The 16,638-nt window shown below is 55.0% G+C and carries 16 protein-coding genes; 2 read left to right on the forward strand and 14 right to left on the reverse strand.

Annotated elements, in window-relative coordinates:
- Nucleotides 1-249: 249 nt before the first annotated feature.
- Nucleotides 250-966: an aquaporin Z gene (gene aqpZ / locus C4S72_RS08035; RefSeq protein WP_104002498.1), complete on the reverse strand. Its 717-nt coding sequence runs from the start codon at nucleotides 964-966 to the stop codon at nucleotides 250-252.
- A 554-nt stretch (nucleotides 967-1,520) separates the two neighbouring features.
- Here aqpZ and C4S72_RS08040 point away from each other — a divergent pair.
- Nucleotides 1,521-3,032, forward strand: a complete 1,512-nt coding sequence (locus tag C4S72_RS08040; RefSeq protein ID WP_235009072.1) for a M28 family metallopeptidase — start codon at nucleotides 1,521-1,523, stop codon at nucleotides 3,030-3,032.
- 106 nt (nucleotides 3,033-3,138) lie between these two features.
- Here the strand turns inward: C4S72_RS08040 and C4S72_RS08045 are convergent, their stop codons facing one another.
- The 6 genes from C4S72_RS08045 to C4S72_RS08070 form a co-directional block, all read right to left on the reverse strand.
- Entirely contained in the window at nucleotides 3,139-3,360 is a 222-nt protein-coding gene (locus tag C4S72_RS08045) for a cysteine-rich CWC family protein (protein ID WP_104002499.1), read from the reverse strand.
- Nucleotides 3,361-3,510: 150 nt separating this feature from the next.
- Complete coding sequence (locus C4S72_RS08050; protein WP_104002500.1) at nucleotides 3,511-4,227, reverse strand: YebC/PmpR family DNA-binding transcriptional regulator; 717 nt, start codon at nucleotides 4,225-4,227, stop codon at nucleotides 3,511-3,513.
- A gap of 157 nt (nucleotides 4,228-4,384) precedes the next feature.
- Complete coding sequence (locus C4S72_RS08055) at nucleotides 4,385-4,606, reverse strand: VF530 family protein (protein WP_104002501.1); 222 nt, start codon at nucleotides 4,604-4,606, stop codon at nucleotides 4,385-4,387.
- Nucleotides 4,607-4,764: 158 nt separating this feature from the next.
- Complete coding sequence (locus tag C4S72_RS08060; protein ID WP_146071878.1) at nucleotides 4,765-5,085, reverse strand: hypothetical protein; 321 nt, start codon at nucleotides 5,083-5,085, stop codon at nucleotides 4,765-4,767.
- Nucleotides 5,086-5,223: 138 nt separating this feature from the next.
- A complete protein-coding gene (locus tag C4S72_RS08065; RefSeq protein ID WP_104002503.1) occupies nucleotides 5,224-5,820 on the reverse strand; it encodes a PIN domain-containing protein in 597 nt (198 codons plus the stop codon).
- A 461-nt stretch (nucleotides 5,821-6,281) separates the two neighbouring features.
- Nucleotides 6,282-7,073: an IclR family transcriptional regulator domain-containing protein gene (locus C4S72_RS08070; protein WP_104002504.1), complete on the reverse strand. Its 792-nt coding sequence runs from the start codon at nucleotides 7,071-7,073 to the stop codon at nucleotides 6,282-6,284.
- Between the two features lie 446 nt (nucleotides 7,074-7,519).
- Between C4S72_RS08070 and C4S72_RS08075 the strand changes: the two genes are divergently transcribed.
- Nucleotides 7,520-8,905 carry an HD-GYP domain-containing protein gene (locus C4S72_RS08075; protein WP_327332574.1) on the forward strand — a complete coding sequence of 462 codons (1,386 nt, stop codon included), beginning with the start codon at nucleotides 7,520-7,522 and terminating at the stop codon, nucleotides 8,903-8,905.
- Nucleotides 8,906-9,218: 313 nt separating this feature from the next.
- Here C4S72_RS08075 and C4S72_RS08080 read toward each other — a convergent pair whose 3' ends face one another.
- The 7 genes from C4S72_RS08080 to C4S72_RS08110 form a co-directional block, all read right to left on the reverse strand.
- Complete coding sequence (locus C4S72_RS08080; RefSeq protein ID WP_104002506.1) at nucleotides 9,219-9,536, reverse strand: prephenate dehydrogenase; 318 nt, start codon at nucleotides 9,534-9,536, stop codon at nucleotides 9,219-9,221.
- 288 nt (nucleotides 9,537-9,824) lie between these two features.
- Nucleotides 9,825-11,117, reverse strand: coding sequence for an OprD family outer membrane porin (locus tag C4S72_RS08085; protein ID WP_104002507.1), 1,293 nt, complete (start codon nucleotides 11,115-11,117; stop codon nucleotides 9,825-9,827).
- A gap of 137 nt (nucleotides 11,118-11,254) precedes the next feature.
- Nucleotides 11,255-12,175, reverse strand: coding sequence for an MBL fold metallo-hydrolase (locus C4S72_RS08090; protein ID WP_104002508.1), 921 nt, complete (start codon nucleotides 12,173-12,175; stop codon nucleotides 11,255-11,257).
- Between the two features lie 439 nt (nucleotides 12,176-12,614).
- On the reverse strand, nucleotides 12,615-13,463 hold the full coding sequence (locus C4S72_RS08095) for a mechanosensitive ion channel family protein (protein ID WP_104002509.1): 849 nt from the start codon (nucleotides 13,461-13,463) through the stop codon (nucleotides 12,615-12,617).
- Between the two features lie 10 nt (nucleotides 13,464-13,473).
- Nucleotides 13,474-14,994, reverse strand: a complete 1,521-nt coding sequence (locus C4S72_RS08100; RefSeq protein WP_235009073.1) for a PhnE/PtxC family ABC transporter permease — start codon at nucleotides 14,992-14,994, stop codon at nucleotides 13,474-13,476.
- Nucleotides 14,991-15,746, reverse strand: a complete 756-nt coding sequence (locus C4S72_RS08105) for an ATP-binding cassette domain-containing protein (protein ID WP_235009074.1) — start codon at nucleotides 15,744-15,746, stop codon at nucleotides 14,991-14,993. The genes C4S72_RS08100 and C4S72_RS08105 overlap by 4 nt, the downstream gene beginning before the upstream one ends.
- A gap of 2 nt (nucleotides 15,747-15,748) precedes the next feature.
- Complete coding sequence (locus tag C4S72_RS08110) at nucleotides 15,749-16,615, reverse strand: putative selenate ABC transporter substrate-binding protein (RefSeq protein ID WP_104002510.1); 867 nt, start codon at nucleotides 16,613-16,615, stop codon at nucleotides 15,749-15,751.
- Between the last annotated feature and the right edge of the window lie 23 nt (nucleotides 16,616-16,638).

A 16,638-nucleotide genomic window follows, 5' to 3' on the forward strand; every position in this document is an offset into this window, starting at 1 on the left:
ACCCTAAGCCAGCCGCGCGACCGAGAGATCTCAAAGCGAAACGGGATAAGGCGAAAGGAAGCCGCAAGCCCGGCATTTAACGCAGCACTCGGGGCCTGCCAAAGGGCCAGGCGGCATTGGAGCTAATAGGGTTTAGGACTAAGGGGCTTAGACCTCATTAAGCTTAGAGGTAAGAGCTTGGAGGTAAGAGTTTGGAGGGAAGAGGTCAGAGCAAGGCTCCCCATTTAGCGGAAAGCCCTGCCGCCAGGATCACTCAACGGCGAGACTCGCCTGCCGGGCTGGCTTTTCCGCTCCGATAAAGCGGTAAATACTTGCGCCCAGTATCGCTCCCACAATCGGGGCAAGCCAGAACAACCACAGCTGCGCCAGGGCCCAATCACCCACGTAGATCGCCACGCCGGTACTGCGCGCAGGATTGACCGAGGTATTGGTGACTGGGATCGATATCAGATGAATAAGTGTCAGACAAAGGCCGATAGCGATGGGGGCAAACCCGGCCGGCGCGCGGGCGTCGGTGGCGCCCATGATCACGATCAGGAACATCAGGGTCATCACCACTTCGCACACCAGGGCCGCCATCAGGCTGTACCCGCCCGGAGAGTGATCACCATAACCGTTGGAGGCGAAGCCCGAAGACAGCTCAAACCCCGGCTGCCCACTGGCGATAATATAAAGCACCGCACCCGCTACTATGCCGCCAAAAACCTGGGCAAGGATATAGGGCAACAATTCGCTGGCCGGAAAACGCCCACCGGCCCACAGCCCAATTGAGACAGCCGGATTAAGGTGACAACCGGAGATGTGGCCAATGGCGAACGCCATGGTCAGAACGGTCAAGCCAAAGGCCAGGGAAACTCCCAGCAGTCCAATGCCCATACCGGGAAAAGCCGAGGCCAGCACGGCACTGCCGCAACCGCCCAGAACCAGCCAGAAAGTGCCAAAAAACTCAGCGCCATACTTGTTCATGTCAACACTCCATTGTTGAGTCGCGGCGTCATTGCCTACACATGAAACACCCAATGCAGCATAGATCAGTTTTGTCTAAATGAAGGGGAAATCGTCTGCAGAGAAACCTGGCTCAATCAACGGTTTCTCCTTACCACCTTTTGAGAGCCCCCAAACAGAGACAGAAGCTTAGCCGTGCCAAGGCAAGCTTTATCGGCTGTATCATTATCGATACATCTGTATCAAAATCGAAACAGCTGACTTTCACGAAAAATATTTAAATATCATATACTTAGATAAAAATTACCCAGCGTATTCCTACGCGATCGTATCGCCCGCTTAACACTTAATCTCACGCCCTCCCTCGCTGAATCAAAAAACCTCACCAATTCAAAAGCCTGCGGGTACCGGCTTGCAAATTGCCTGTCGAACCGCGAACGGACTCGCCAACCCCTAATTGCCCGTTGTGCCTCGCAGCCAAGGATAGCGCCGCCAAACACAGGCCCAGCATTTGATCCCCGACACTGAAGTGCTTCTGGCGTTGTATTCGGTGCAGTGCTTCATAAGGAGTCCACATGAGACTGCTGAAAACGACCCTGATCGTCTCGGCGATACTCGCCACCCAGCAAAGCTACTCCGCCGTGCCCATTGATACAGAATCCTATCGCGATGCCGTAAGCCCGGCGGGTATTCTTGACCATATGTTGGAGCTCCAGACTATTGCCGATGCCAACGGCGGAACCCGAGAAGCATCTAGCCCTGGCTACCAGGCATCCCTGCTGTACGTGCAAGATCTGCTGGAGGGTGCCGGCTACGAGGTATGGATACAGGAGTTCGATTACCCTTACTTCGAAGAGCAGCAAGCTGCGGTACTGGAGCAGCTCTCACCTGATCCGTTCATCTACCCCTATTTTGGCTTAGACGGCTTTGCCACCATGAGCTACTCCGGCAGCGGAGACGTGACGGCTATAGCCGAAGCTGTCGATCTGCTTCTGCCGCCGGGCAGCGACGCCAACAGCTCAACCAGCGGCTGTGAACCCGAAGACTTCGCAGGTTTCTCCCCCGGCAATATCGCTGTTATCCAGCGCGGCAGCTGCAGCTTTCTGATCAAAGCACAAAACGCCACGGCGGCTGGCGCGACCGGCGTGATTATCTTTAACGAGGGCCAACCGGGACGAACCGATAACTTCCTTGGCACCCTCCAGGAACCCAGCATCGCAATACCGGTGGTGGGCGCTGCCTTCGATGCCGGTGTTGAACTTGCAGCGGGCGGTGTGGAAAGCCGCATCTTCGTCGATGCGATTTCCGAGAACCGGACCACTGCCAACCTGCTGGCGGATACCCCAGCCGGCCGCGATGATCGCCTGGTTGTGGCCGGTGCACACTTGGATTCGGTTTCCGAAGGCCCGGGTATAAACGACAACGGCAGCGGCTCCGGCATGATTCTGGAACTGGCGCTACAACTGGCCGCCATGGGTGAACCGGTCAACAAGGTGCGTTTCGCCTGGTGGGGCGCGGAAGAAGCGGGACTCCTGGGTGCCGAGCATTACGTCGCCAATCTGACCAAGCGCGAGATCAAGAATACCGCGCTGAATCTCAACTTCGATATGGTGGCATCACCCAACTTCGTCCGTTTTATCTATGATGGCGACGGCTCGGCCACCGGGATATCTGGCCCCAATGGCTCGGCCAATATCGAAAGAGTCTTCAAGGACTATTTCGACAGTCAGAGCTTAGCGAGCGAACCCACCGCCTTTGACGGTCGCTCCGACTACGGCCCCTTTATCGAGGTGGGCATCCCGGCCGGAGGTCTGTTCACCGGAGCGGAGGAACTGAAAACAGAGGAGCAGGAAGCGATCTATGGCGGCACCGCCGGCGAACAGCTGGACCCCTGCTACCACCTGGCCTGCGACACCTTCGACAACTATAGCTTTGAAGCGCTGGACCAGATGTCCGATGCGGCGGCGCACACGCTGTACACCTTCGCCATGACCACCTCTTCGGTCAACGGTACCGACAAGGCATCAGATAAAGCCACGAAGAAAACTATTGAGCTGGAATACCAGGGCAACAAGCTGAAACGCTAATCGCTAAAACTCAATAAAGATCAGGGGCGTCGCCGCTGGCGCCCCTGACTGCAGCGCTGTCCCTAAGCGATTAGCTTTCGGAGAGGCCAGCGTGGATAAGCGCAAGTTACTCAGACAGACTGTTCTGGAACTTCAACGCGCATTCACGGCAAACACACGCCTTGCCTCTTTTCTCGGCGGGGATCTGCGACAGCAGCTCTTGCGGGAATTTGATATCCGGATCGTTGCACCAGCAGGTGCGGGCGATATCTTTCTCACCCAGATTGACGCAGGCATTAGCAGTGCCGCACAGGGGGCAAACCAGTGGATCAGGTGTTTCGGTGATCATATCTACCCTCGGAATACCTGCGACTGCCTGCTACCGATCCCCGGTTCAATGATCGATTGCTTAGCAGCCCTTAAACAAAAAAGGAGGCGCCTTGGCACCTCCCTCTAGGATCCCATCCTGGAACCCTGTCTAACCCACAATCAGCCGCGATTACATCTCGACGTTGTGGTAGACCTGCTGCACGTCGTCCAGATCGTTCAGGATCGCCATAAACTTCTCGAACAGCGCCACATCATCGCCTTCCAGCGTGGTGTAGCTCATCGGGATAAACTGGATCTCATCGACGTCGAAGTCGATCTCACCGAAGCGCTCGATCAGCGCGGTCTTGGCCTTGAAGTATTCGGTGTTCGGCGCGAAAACGGTAATTTTGCCATCTTCGTTTTCGATATCGGTAACGTCCACGTCCCCTTCCATCAGCGCTTCAAGCACCGCTTCTTCATCATCGCCGGAGAAGACGAAAATGGCGCAGTGATCGAACATGTGGCTGACGCTGCCCTGAGTACCGATCTTACTCTTGGTCTTGGTAAACGCCTGGCGCACGTCGCCAAAAGTACGGTTAGGGTTATCGGTCAGACACTCGATGATCGCCATGCTGCCACCGGGGCCGTAACCTTCGTAACGCGCCGGAGAGTAATCTTCACCGCCACCACCCTTGGCCTTGTCGAGCGCCTTTTCGATAACGTGCGCAGGAACCTGCTCCTTCTTCGCACGATCGATCAGGCCGCGCAGCGCCAGGTTACCATCGGGGTCAGTACCGCCCGACTTGGCCGTGACATAGATTTCGCGCCCGTAACGGCTATAGAGCTTGGCCTTCATGTCCGAGGTTTTGGCCATCGACTCTTTGCGGTTCTGATACGCTCTGCCCATGCGGTGAATTCTCCGAAAATGATCTTAAAGGTGGCGATTCTACTGCGATCTGCACGATCTGAACACTGCGTATTTCAGTGGCGCAGCCACTTCCCTGCGGGAGGTCATGTTGGGCTTATGGCGGGAACCTGATGTGGCCTCTGACGCGATACAATTTTTACTGGCAGAAGGTTTTAATATAAAGCGCTTCAACCTTTTCTCGCGCCCAGGGCGTTCTGCGTAAAAACTTCAAAGAGGATTTGATGGAAGGATCGTTATAAAAGCAGTTGATCCGAATCTCTTCATCCAATCCTTCCCACCCGTAGTGCTCCTGCAAGCGCGCCAGGATCTTCTCCAGGGTCAGACCGTGCAAAGGGTTATTCGGTTGTTCTTGGCTCATGGATGCGTGTTCCTGCGGGCATTAATTCAAAGACATAGTTTACCAGAGAAGATGGTGACAAAGCCCCTGCACCGAATGACCCAGGCACTGCTTCCCCCCACAGCAAAGCCAGCGGATCGGTCTCCGTCATACCTCGGTGTAACGGCGTTCATTTTCTGTCAAGTATTGGCCAAAAGCACAACGCTGATACCAAAAGTCGCCTGAAACGAAAGCGCCATACAGACTGCACTCAAAATCACATACTGGGGCACCCTGTTCTTCAGGATGTACCAACCGATTGAGATCTGTGCAGCAGCCTGCAGCGCCGCCATCCCGATGAAGTGACGCAGCTCCCAAAGGCCGAACTCCCCATCAGGCTTATGGGATATATAGACCATATAGAAAGGAAATAAGCTAAAGGCGATAAACATGACAAGTATGCCCTTCTTACGCCATGAGGCCATTTCGGTAGAGAGAAATTCTTGCTTAATATTTTTCACCTATTAATTTTATAAGAATACAAAAAAATATAATTTAACACCATAATCGATTCTAAAAATATTACAAAAACCCCAAAAAACCATTAAATAATATCAAAATATCTTAATAAAAATAAATCAATAATTCTCAATGATTATTCAATTAGGTAATTGATATGAAACATTGCTATTACTAACTCTGATATACTTCCTCTGCTCGAGATTTTTTACTATCGCATCCAATTGCTTTTCTGATAATTTTTCAGTGAATAATGAATTAATCGTATTTGAGAGTGTTTTAATTTTTCGCGGTCTTGAAGATCCTCGCCCTGCGAGGTTCTTTACGATAGCACTAACCATATCATCCGCAGAAGTAGCCGTAGACATCCTCACGACCGGGATTTCCGCAAGATCATTCTCCCGTTGAATTTTTACGCCCTTCGACTTTAGATGTTTGATCAGCGTATCAAAGCCAGTGTCGCGAGAGATGATATGGAAATAAGCATTTTTGTCTTTAGCAGACAACTCTCCAACATAATAGGCAATATGAAAGTCGAGTGAATTTTTTCCAGTACCACCGATCTTAATGTACTTCCCTGCGTGACCTAACTCTTGCATCGCAGTAACCAAGTCGAATGGAATTTTCGTTTGGTTAGCACCGACAAAAACTAACACTTTAAAAGGGTGCTGTTTCAATATATCTAAATTAGATGGCTGAATATTTTCGAAATCAATTAAAATATAATTAGTGAGCAATTTAACGTTCCTTGTCATAGAAATAAAAATAAAACGTATTATTAAAAATAATTAATGACAATGAACTTTGCCTGTACTAGTTTGCATATGGCAGCACTTTCCTGGAGGAGAACTTTTACGACAACCTCCACCATGAGCCATCACCGTGCTACTCGCGAACAACAAAGTTAACATAAGAATTAAAATTTTCATTATTTTTAACCAGCCTATGTTTTATTGAATTCTATACAGTAACGCCCCAAAACCAACATCATTTTATTGATTAAATGTTTGTTACCGTTTTTACGACATAATCCAGATTTTCTTCGCCACTCACCTCGAGTAAGCAATAATCCTGTTGCTCTATCGAGTCAATATAGACCAATTCTAGATAGGGGCTCCAGACTCATCACTGAGTCTTTGGTATTAAATACCTCGATCCTATGCGACATCGATTACTGCAAACCTGAATTATCTGTCCGTCAAGGCTCGTTACCCCCCTGCCCATACCTCTCCCCTATCTCCTGCGCTGCGCTCTGCAGCGCGGCCAGATGACGCTCTGCAAACCGTGCCTCAGTCATGTAGTCACGTACACAGATCAGGCTGATACAACCGAGCAGTTGCGAGCCGTTAAGGACCGGTACGGCGATCACGCTGAGGCCATCGTCCGGTTTGGTTTCACCGGTGTAACCGGGTTGGCGGGTACCGTAGCCCTGCTGGCGGATCTGTTCGATCATGCGGTCGATCCCCTCGTCGGTGATATCGCAGGGCTGTTCCTTGCGGATCGTCTCAATCAGCTCTCGCCGTTCCGCTTCAGGACAATAAGCCAGATAGGTGCGTCCGCCTGCCGAATAGAGCATTTTCACCTTGATATTGAGGCGGCTTGGATAAAGGGAGATCGGGGTACTGGTGCGGGTGCTTTCGATATAACGCATACCTATCCCTTCACGCACGAACAGATCCGAAGGCCAGCGCACTTCGTCTACCAAACGCAGCATCACCGGCGTGGCCACATCGCATAGCCGCCAGACGTGAGGCGGGAGCTGGTAGTCTTTTTCCAGCGGCAGGAAGATATTGCAGCGGTAGAGGCCATCGGCGAGGCTTTTGCGGATCAGGCGCTGGTCCAGCAGCGTCAGCAGCAGACGCCGTACCGTGGATTTTGGCAGATCCGCCTCGCGGGCAAGCTGGCTCAGAGTCACTCCTCCCAGCCGATTGATCAGTTTAAGCAGCAGGATGCCGCGTTCCAGCGATCGGTTGGTTGATGAATCGGCCAAGGTTCAGTCACTCCAATAAAACGTTCAAGCTTATTACGGCGTAAAACGAATCCATGCTCTTCGCATGCTTTCGATCAAGTAAACACCGCTCTCATTATACTGCCGTCCAGGATATCAGCGTCGGCTATCTCGCCGTTGGTGCTGCTCCATGGAAATATCCAGAGCTCAGAGGTCATTAAATTGCTGATTTAGCAGTCGCACAGGTATAGCTCTGACGAGTTTTCTTGCCACATTGGAAACTGTCCCATGAGTGTATGCGCGACTGCTTCGAGATCTATGTGGCTGCTCATCAGCCATTAGATTTACGAGTGAGGATCGTATGCTTCACCATTGATGAAGCATAATCTTATGAATTATAAGAGTTTAATTTATCAATTGTGTGTGTTTCATATCCATAAAAGGTCTACATTGACGGGATGCTTCAGCAACTACAGGCGGGAGAGACTGTGAATCGATTTGAATCAACCGTTGGCGATGGGATGAAGCTTTCGGAACTGATCGCGGCGCTCAGCCATGCACTGGACATGACCGAGGGGCAACCTGCAGGACACTGTATGCGTTGCTGCTGGATCGGGATGCGCATCGCAGAGCAGATCTGCATGCCCGTTGAGCAGCGCTGGGAGCTCTACTACACCCTGCTGCTAAAGGATCTGGGTTGCAGCAGCAACGCTGCGCGTATCTGCGAGCTTTACCGAACCGACGATCTCACGTTCAAGCACGATTTCAAGCGTGTCGATGGCAGCTTGTCACAGGTGGTGCGTTTCGTACTGGGCCATACCGGACTGACAGCGGGAGTGGCGGAGCGCTTCCGCACGATTCTCACGATTATGCGCGATGGCGAGGAGCTCGCTAACGAGCTGATCCAGACCCGCTGCGAGCGTGGCGCAAGCATCGCACGCCAACTGCGCTTTCCGGAGGCGGTCGCCCAGGGTATCCACGCGCTGGACGAGCACTGGGACGGTAAGGGCAAACCTGAGCACCTTGCCGGTGAGCAGATCCCCCTCTATGCGCGGATTGCGCTGCTGGTGCAGGTGGTGGATGTCTTTCAGGTCGCCGATGGCGCTCAGGCCGCAATTGACGAAGTGAGTGCGCGCAAAGGGAGCTGGTTTGACCCGGAACTGGTTAAGGCGCTGCAGTCGTTTGCCGATGACGAGACGTTTTGGGCGGCATTGAGCAGCGAGGATCTGGCCCAGCGAGTATTGGCTCTTGAGCCAGCGCATGACGAGATATCCCTCGATGACGACTATATGGATCAGATCGCTGCGGCCTTTGGTCAGGTGGTGGACTCCAAGAGCCCCTATACCGCTGGCCACAGTGAACGCGTGGGACTCTACACCGACCTGATCAGTGAAGCGCTGGATATCGACCCGGTCCGTCGCCGCTGGCTCAAGCGCGGCGCTTTACTGCACGATATCGGCAAGCTTGGGGTCAGCAACTCGATTCTGGATAAGCCGGGTAAGCTGAATGATGAAGAGTGGGTGGCGATGCGCGACCACGCCCGTTTCACCGAGGAGATACTGTCGCGAATCAGCGCATTTTCAGAGCTGGCACGAGTATCGGCGGCACACCATGAACGGCTTGATGGAAAGGGCTATCCCAGGGGTGTCAGCGGTGATGAGATTAAGATGGAGACGCGCATTATAACCACCGCCGATATCTTCGATGCCATCACCGCGGACCGTCCCTATCGCGCTCCGATCCCGGTGCCCAGGGCGCTTGATATCATGCGAGCCGAGATCGGTACCGCGATAGACAGGCGCTGTTTCGAAGCGTTGGAGAGCGCGCTAAAACGGTTAAAAATGGACCAGGAGCTGCCAGTCGCTGCCAGTTGACCGGGGACCTATCGACGATCGACGGCTATTGCTCCGAAACCCAGTGCGCCAGCGGTATCCATCATCAGCAATGGCCATGTTTACGTTGTAATCCATCTAAAAAACCGCGTTTATTGCCAGGCGTAGTTATAAATTAGCTAGATAGGCGTCCGAGACTGAGGAAGTTCCATCAACCGCATAACGCGGCTACGGAAGGTACTCACGTATGCTCTCCGCACAGACAACAGAAAGGCGGCGGTTTAGCAAAGCTGTGAGCGATGCTCCCAAAGCTCTGAGTGCAGGGGGCGCCAAACTCATGCGCTCCCCTGCCTAATTATTTATCGAAGCTTTTAAAACGCGCCAAAGTCTGCAGCAGCAGTTTGAGTTTTAGCGCCAGCTTTTGAAGGTCGGCGGTGAAATCGTCGCTGTCCTGGAGCGCCAGCAGATCCTGCCCCAGCTCCTCAACATAAGGCTGGAAGCGCACCGCATCAGAGCTAAACCCGCTGCCGGGTTTCAGTACGGATTCAAACTGCGCCAGGTTTTCCTTGGCCAGCGCATCGAGCTGAGCATCTGCATCCAGGGCCTGCTGATAGGCGGCCTTAATGCTGTCACGCAGATGGTTGATAAGGTTTTGGCGATCAGAGTGGTTCATAGCTGTACATCCAGTAGATTTTGCCAGGCTTACCCGCTCCTTTCCGGGCCAGTCTCCATTAGGGATACCGCATAACCAGGCGTTGAGGCGGCGCATGATAACGCGGGTCTGCTTTCGCTACTACGCACGGTTTTGGATGTTGCTATTTTGCGGACATAAAAAGCCGCCGGCTCACGCTAAGTTTTGACGGCATACAAAGTAGGTCACGTGAGCGGCGGGGGTACAAAAACTCAGATGGGTAAAGGGGAATGCGGTGACTCCCCTTCAGCTGCAAAAGCAGTTACTGCATCAGAACTTGTAGTTCAGATGGATGCGGGTGTAGAGCAGATCGTCGTTATCGACGGCATCGCGGTCGAAATCCATGTAAGAGGTACGGAAGCGGCCACTCAGCCCTTCAACTCCCTGAAACTGGTACTCCACATCAAAGCCGGCCTCATAACCGCCATCCAGATCCTTACGGCTGTTGATTCTGCCCTCTTCGCTCTGCTTCCAGCCGGAGTAGATCAGCTTGGTTTTAAGACCCGGCACACCGAAACCGTAACCGACACTCAGGGAGGTGGTATCTAGGCCAGCGAAGATCTCGTCGATAAAGCCGGATTTATAGCTGCGGAACATCGGCACATGGCCCAATGAGCCCGGGAAGTTGGCCTCATCATCCACCGAGGTGTAACCCAGTTGCAGCTCGACTCCGCCAACGGTGGTCTTGGCGTTTACACCCCAGTAACCGGTATCCGGCAGGTTTTCATAGTCGGCGGTAAGCACCTTGGCACCGAGCACCCAGCTGGAGTTAGGCACCTTGTAGGTCAGGCCGAGGAAACCGGTGTCGTAGGGATCCGCGGTTACAACCGCAGCGGGGGGATCACCCGCCGGTGTGTCGTTCTCGTTGGAGAGCCACTGGGCTTCGATATTCAGACCAGCGAGGCTGCTGTTGTTCAGGTAGAACGAGTAGATAGCATCGTCATAGTCCTTATCTTCCTCGGTTACCGCGCCGTTGGAATCGTCGCCATAGCGCATGTTCCAGCGATCCACGTAGATCGCCTTCAATACGGTATCCGGCAGGTCGCGATTTTCGACCACCAGTGCATCGAAGGAGTCCTGCATGGCGAACTCGCCGCTGTTCATCAGTAGCGGGCTGACGATCTTCTGGCGGCCGATACGCAGGCTGGTTGCAGTTAATTCCTTGTCGAAAGCATATTCCAGATAGGCCAGTCGCAGATCGGTGGAGTCGATGGAGACACGGCTGTCATCCTCACCACCGGCCACGGTCAGCCCCTTGTCTTCATCATGGATGTTCCAGTCCCAGCCGGACTGCAGCCCTACTACCGCCTTAAAGCCGTGAAAGCTGCCGGTGGCGTAATTCAGGTTAAGTGCGGAACCGAGGGTATGGGAGTTATTCAGTGCCCCCGCTTCGCCCCGGGCATCGGAAGCAGAGCCCTCGACATAGACGTTGCGGATTTCACCGCTGACCTTACCGCCGGTAAGCGCTTCGCGGAAGGAATCCGCCTGTACGTTGGTACCCATGGCTGCCAGCACAGCGCTGGTCGCCAGGAGATCACGGCCAAGTTTCATACCGAGTTTCATAGTTAGGACCTTTTTAAATCTTATTGTTATTGAGAGCGTCGACTCTCTGCTTTGGCATTTAAAACCGCTGAGAAGCTAACCGGCAGGTAAAACCTCGATATCTGCCGGCGCTGAACCCGATGTGCGGATCAGCAGAATCAATAGATATCCAGATCTTCAGCCAGTACGACTTCGCCGTCGTACAGCGCCTTCACTTCTGTGAGTGTGTTTTCGCGCGGTGCGCTGTAGCTCAGCACATGGGTCAGCACCAGCAGTCCCGGCTTGGCTTCGTTGGCAACGCGGGCCAGCATGTCGGTTTTGGTGTGGGCAGCGGCGTGGTACTTCTGCCAGTTCTCCGGCAGTTTTTCCCAACCCTCTTCACAGATCACTTCATGCACCAGGATATCGGCGCCCTTGGCCATCTCGACCAGCTTTTCGCTGTAGCTGGTATCACCGGAGATCACGATGGTTTTGTCCGGGGTGGTGATGCGATAGCCAAAGGCCGGGGTGATATCGCCATGGGGTACTTCAAAGGCTTCGACGGTGACGTCGCCATCTTTTACGGTCCAGCCGCCCTGGTCGTATTCATGGGTTTTGTACTGGTAACCGGTGGGATCCTTGACCGGGTTGAGACCGGTGGTGCGCAACTCGATATCGCGCTTGGTCATCAGGTAGTAGCCATCGGTCATCTCGTTCAGGCCAGTGGGGCCCCAGACGCTGATGTTGCCCTCGGTGCGACGCCACCAGTAGGTAGAAGCCAGTTCCGGGTAGTCTAGAATATGATCGCTATGCAAGTGGGTGATAAACAGGCGCTTGATCTTAGTGGGGTAAAGGGCGTCGATCCCCTTTTTCTGTGCAGCGGTAATCGCGCTGCGGACCATTCCCGGACCCACGTCGAAAACATAGGCTTCGCCGTTATAGATCACGGCGGTGGAGGGGCCGGAGTGGTCGGCATCCGGTACCGGTGTGCCGGTGCCCAGCATCACCACCTGGGTTTCTGCCTGTGCAGAGACAGCAGAAAGACCGAACAGGCCGGCAAAGGCCAGACCCGCGAACAACTTCTTGGGGTTCATCATCATCGTATCTCCAGATAATTATTTTTTTAAGGAGCAGCGAACTTCAAAACGCTTTCAGTAACGCTCTTCATCAGGCAAGCGCAAAGGCGCTAACCACAGCCTGAATGCTCAGGCAGAGCAGAAGAAAAGAAAGAGTCGGAAACTCAAAATCCGCGGTATGAGCGAGGGGCAAAGCGGCTGTGTGCTGGGTAGGGTTCATTGTGAAGCTCGCTGATTATTATTGTTTTGCTGCATCGATGAGTGCGTCATCTGATGGTTAAAAGTTAAGCGAGATCAGCACCTGGGAAAACTGGTTTTCGGTGTGTGTGCCACCTGTTGGCACAGCCTTAAAATAAGAGCCGGTGGGTCGTGACACCACGTCCACAAAAAAGGCAGAGACGCGCTTTTATCAGCTCGTTCTCTGCCTTTTCGGTTGTGTTTGGCGGTGCTGAAAAGCCGGTCCTCAGGCCGCCGGCGTCGGATTCAGCAGACGTACCTCGCGCTGCGGGAACGGAATCTCGATCCCTTCCGCTTTCAGCGCATTAAACAGCGACAGGTTCACCTTGTAGAGCAGTTCGTAGTAACGCTCGGTGGGAATCCAGGCGCGGATGCCGATGGTGATACCGCTGTCGGCGAACTTCTCGATACCTACCTGGGGCGTCGGGTCCTGACAGAGCTCTTCGCTGTACTCAGCCAGCGCCCGGTTCAGTGCCGCTATAGCACGCTCAGGCTTGGCGCTGTAGGCGATATCGATGCTCAGCTCCGCCAGCATATGCTGGTGGGAGTTCTGGATGATCTCACCGATGATGTGCTTGTTGGGGATGGAGATCTCGACGCCATCCTCGTTGGTCACCATCGTATGCGACAGGTGCACCTCTTTCACGAGGCCAGTAACGCCCTGTACGCTGATGGTATCGCCGACCACAAAGGGCCGTGTCAGCACAATGGTCAGACCCGCGCTGTAGTTGGAGAGCAGCCCCTGCACCGCCAAACCGGCGCCGAGACCGACGGCACCGATCATGGCCACCAGCGGTGTCACACTGATCCCCAGTTTGCCCAGCGCGACGATCGCCACCATCGCCACCAGGATCACCTTGACGCAGCTGGCGATAAACCGGCTAAGGGTGATATCCAGGTTGTGGCGCTGGGTCAGCGCGAACACCATGCCAGAGATCTTGCCCGCCACCCAAAGGCCGACGAGCATGATCAGAATCGCGCCGACGATGTGGAAACTGTAGTTAACGAAAAATTCCACGACGATGCCGTAGATCTCCTGGAACTGTGCCAGTTCTTGGGTCACCTGCTCTTCCATTGTCTCTTTCCTAGTGGGTTCGGCCCGGTTGCGGCGTATCGGCGCCCGCTGCGCGACGCAGTCGGCGGGATACGGCATCAACCAGTATATTCAGTAGTGCAGTAGCGAGTATCAACAGGAACGCCCGATCATAACGTATCTCTTCGAATGCCGAGTCAATATAGAAACCCAGGGTGGCGATACCGAGAATCCCCATAATGGCGCTTTCTCTCAGGATCACCTCCCAGCGATAGAAAAGAAAGGCCAGCATCGCCGGAAAGCGGCGCGGGGTTTCCAGGTAGGCGTAACGTTTAAGGCCGCGGGGATCATCGGGCCGCCCCAGGCGGCTGCGACATTCCGCATCGCTGGCGTTGGCCACCAGAAATGCGATCAGGCCGCCGTTGTGCAGCGCCAGCGCCAACACCGCCGGCAGTCCGGAAGGGCCGAACAGCAGCAGAAACACAAAGGCGAGAATCATCTCCGGCATCGAGCGTAGCACCAGCAGCAGGAAACGCCCGGGCCAGCGTATCACCGGCCCGGCCAGTGCCTGGCTGGCAAAGGGATAGGTGAACAGCACGACGATAGCGGTCAACACCAGCGCCAACTGGGTCAGCAGTAGTGTCTGCACGATACCGGGCCAGACCTGGCTACTGAACATGCCGGCATACCAGTCAGCCGCCTCGCTCCACTGCCCCGCCAGTAACGCGGTGGGCCAGATATCCTGGCTGATAAATTGCCAGAGGTAACCGCCGTTACTGAAACCGATGGTCTCCGGCAGCAGCCAGATAGCGGCCAGAATATAGAGCGGTATCAACCTGGGCCGCAGCCAGAAACGGATCGTCGCGATCAGCAGGATAAACGCCCAGAGCAGCGCCCCCGCTTCCGAATAGTCGCCCTGCTTGAACGCGGTTTCCAGATGAAAACCGAGCGTCGGCAGACCGATAAAACCGAGGATCGCGCTGGAGCGCAGCGCGCACTCGAAGCGGTAACGGGTATAACTGGTCAGCGCCGGCCAGGACTGGGGAATCAGTGTGTAGGCATAACGCTTGATGCCCCGTGCACCGGATCCCAGGGTCGCTGCGGGCGCTCGGTCCTGCTGCTCAAAGATCTCGGTAAACACCTTGGCGAACACGCCGGTAAAGGGCACCAGGATCGCCAGCAAGCCGGTGGTAGCACTAAGCCCGTAGACCTGCATAAAAATCAGGCCCCAGAACAGCTCATGCACCGAACGGATCGAGGCGCAGAAGATCCGCACCGCACGCCAGTGGAACAGCATCGCCAGGGCCAGCCCCAGCGGCACCGCCATCGCCACGGCCAGCAGCGCAAAGGCGATGGTCTGCCCTACTGCCTGCAACAGGATCTGCCAGCCGTCCCAATACGGCATCACCAAGCCACGGCCGATACGGCCCAGCTCCATCCAGGGATCCACCGAGTAAACTTCGATATCGGCCCAGGGCAGCGCCAGCAACGCCAGCACAATCAACAGCCCGCAGACGGCGTTCAGCGCCCGTGCAGAAGAGTTGCCTCTGGGTTTAAACAGTTGAGAGATCATGAACCGGAGATCGCCCACTCGCCGGCGGGGGCCGGTTCCGCCGGAGGTTCGGGCGTTGGATCCTGCTGATAGAAGCTGTCGAGTTTGGCCTCGTTCAGGCTCGCAGCCGGCGCATCACAAACGATGCGACCGTCCACAACGATGACCAGACGGTCGAAGTGCTCAAGCGCCAGCTGACGGTTGTGCAGGCTAACCACGGCGGTCTCATGTTGATCGAGTAGATGTTCCAGCAGCAGTTTTGCCTGTAGCGGATCCACCGCGGAGACCGGTTCGTCACCGAGGAAAATCGACTGCCTGCGGTACAACGCCCGACCGATGGCGACGCGCTGACGTTGACCGCCGGAAAGCCGGTCGACCGATTGCCAGAGTTTATCGCTAAGGCCCAAGGTTTCGGCCAGCTTTTCAATCTCGGCACGGTGTTGTGCCAACGGACGCACCAGGTTCCAGAGCGCCGGCAGAGTGGCGACCCGGTCCAGCGCACCCATAAAAATGTTCTGGTAGGTCGACAGCAGATCCACCAGACCGGTCTGCTGCGGCTGCAGCGCGACCTGGCCCGGCTGCTGCTGATACAGCAGGTTCAACAGGCTGGTCTTGCCGGCGCCGGACGGGCCGATCAAGGCGATCTTCTCACCCGAGCGGACCTCCAGATCGATACCATGCAGTATGGGGTTCCGACCCAGCGTCAGCGACTCGTTCGCCAGCCGAAACACCATTTTGCCTTCGGTTTTACTCTTGGTTTGGAACGCGCTCATCGTCAGTCCAGCAGGCCGATCGCCTTGGCGGTTTCCTCGATGGGCACGTAGTCGTCGTTGGATGCCGGCACAAAGCTTTCGCGCGGGAAGCTGGCCAGCAGATCGGGATCGTCCATGCCCAACAGCGCCTCACGTACCTTGTCCTTGAAGCCATCACCAAAGCGCTCGTTCACATCACCGCGGATAGTCCACTGGTAATCGGGGTAGGTCGGCGTGGTCCAGATCACCTTAACCTTGTCGGCGTCGATGGTGCCGTTCTCGGTTTCACTTTCCCAGACCGCGAAGTTCACGGCACCGATCTCGTAGGCACCGGACTGCACCTGGGCGATGGTACGGCTGTGATCGCCGGAGAAGCCTACGCGGGAGAAGATCTCTTCGGGCGCTGCACCAAACTGCTCTCGCAGGTAGAACTCAGGCATCAAACGGCCAGAGGTAGATCCCTTGGAACCGAAGGTAAAGGTCTTGCCCTTGATCTCGTCGCTCAGCTCATCACCGGCTTCCAGGCCGGTGGAGGTGTTGGCAATGATGTAGGACTTGAAGAACTGGTCCTCGTAACCCTGAGCCAGCGCTTCGGAACCGGGCACCAGTTTGCGCGCCTGCACACCCGACAGACCGCCAAACCAGGCCAGCTGCACCTGATCGTTACGGAAGGCGGTAATCGCCGCGGCGTAGGATTTAACCGGGATGTACTGAACATCCACGTCCAGCTGCTCGGACAGGTAATCCGCGACCTTGCCGAAACGCTCCTGCAAGCGGGACTCGTCCTCATCGGGGATGGCGGTAAACACGAAGGTATCTGCCTGGGCCAGTGCCGGTAGCAGAGCGATTGCAACGGAAAGTTTGCGAAGCAGTGACTTAGCTTTAGACATGGTTATTCCTTGTCAGTCCTTAA

This window comes from Marinobacterium lutimaris (genome assembly GCF_900108065.1).
GTDB lineage: Bacteria > Pseudomonadota > Gammaproteobacteria > Pseudomonadales > Balneatricaceae > Marinobacterium_D > Marinobacterium_D lutimaris.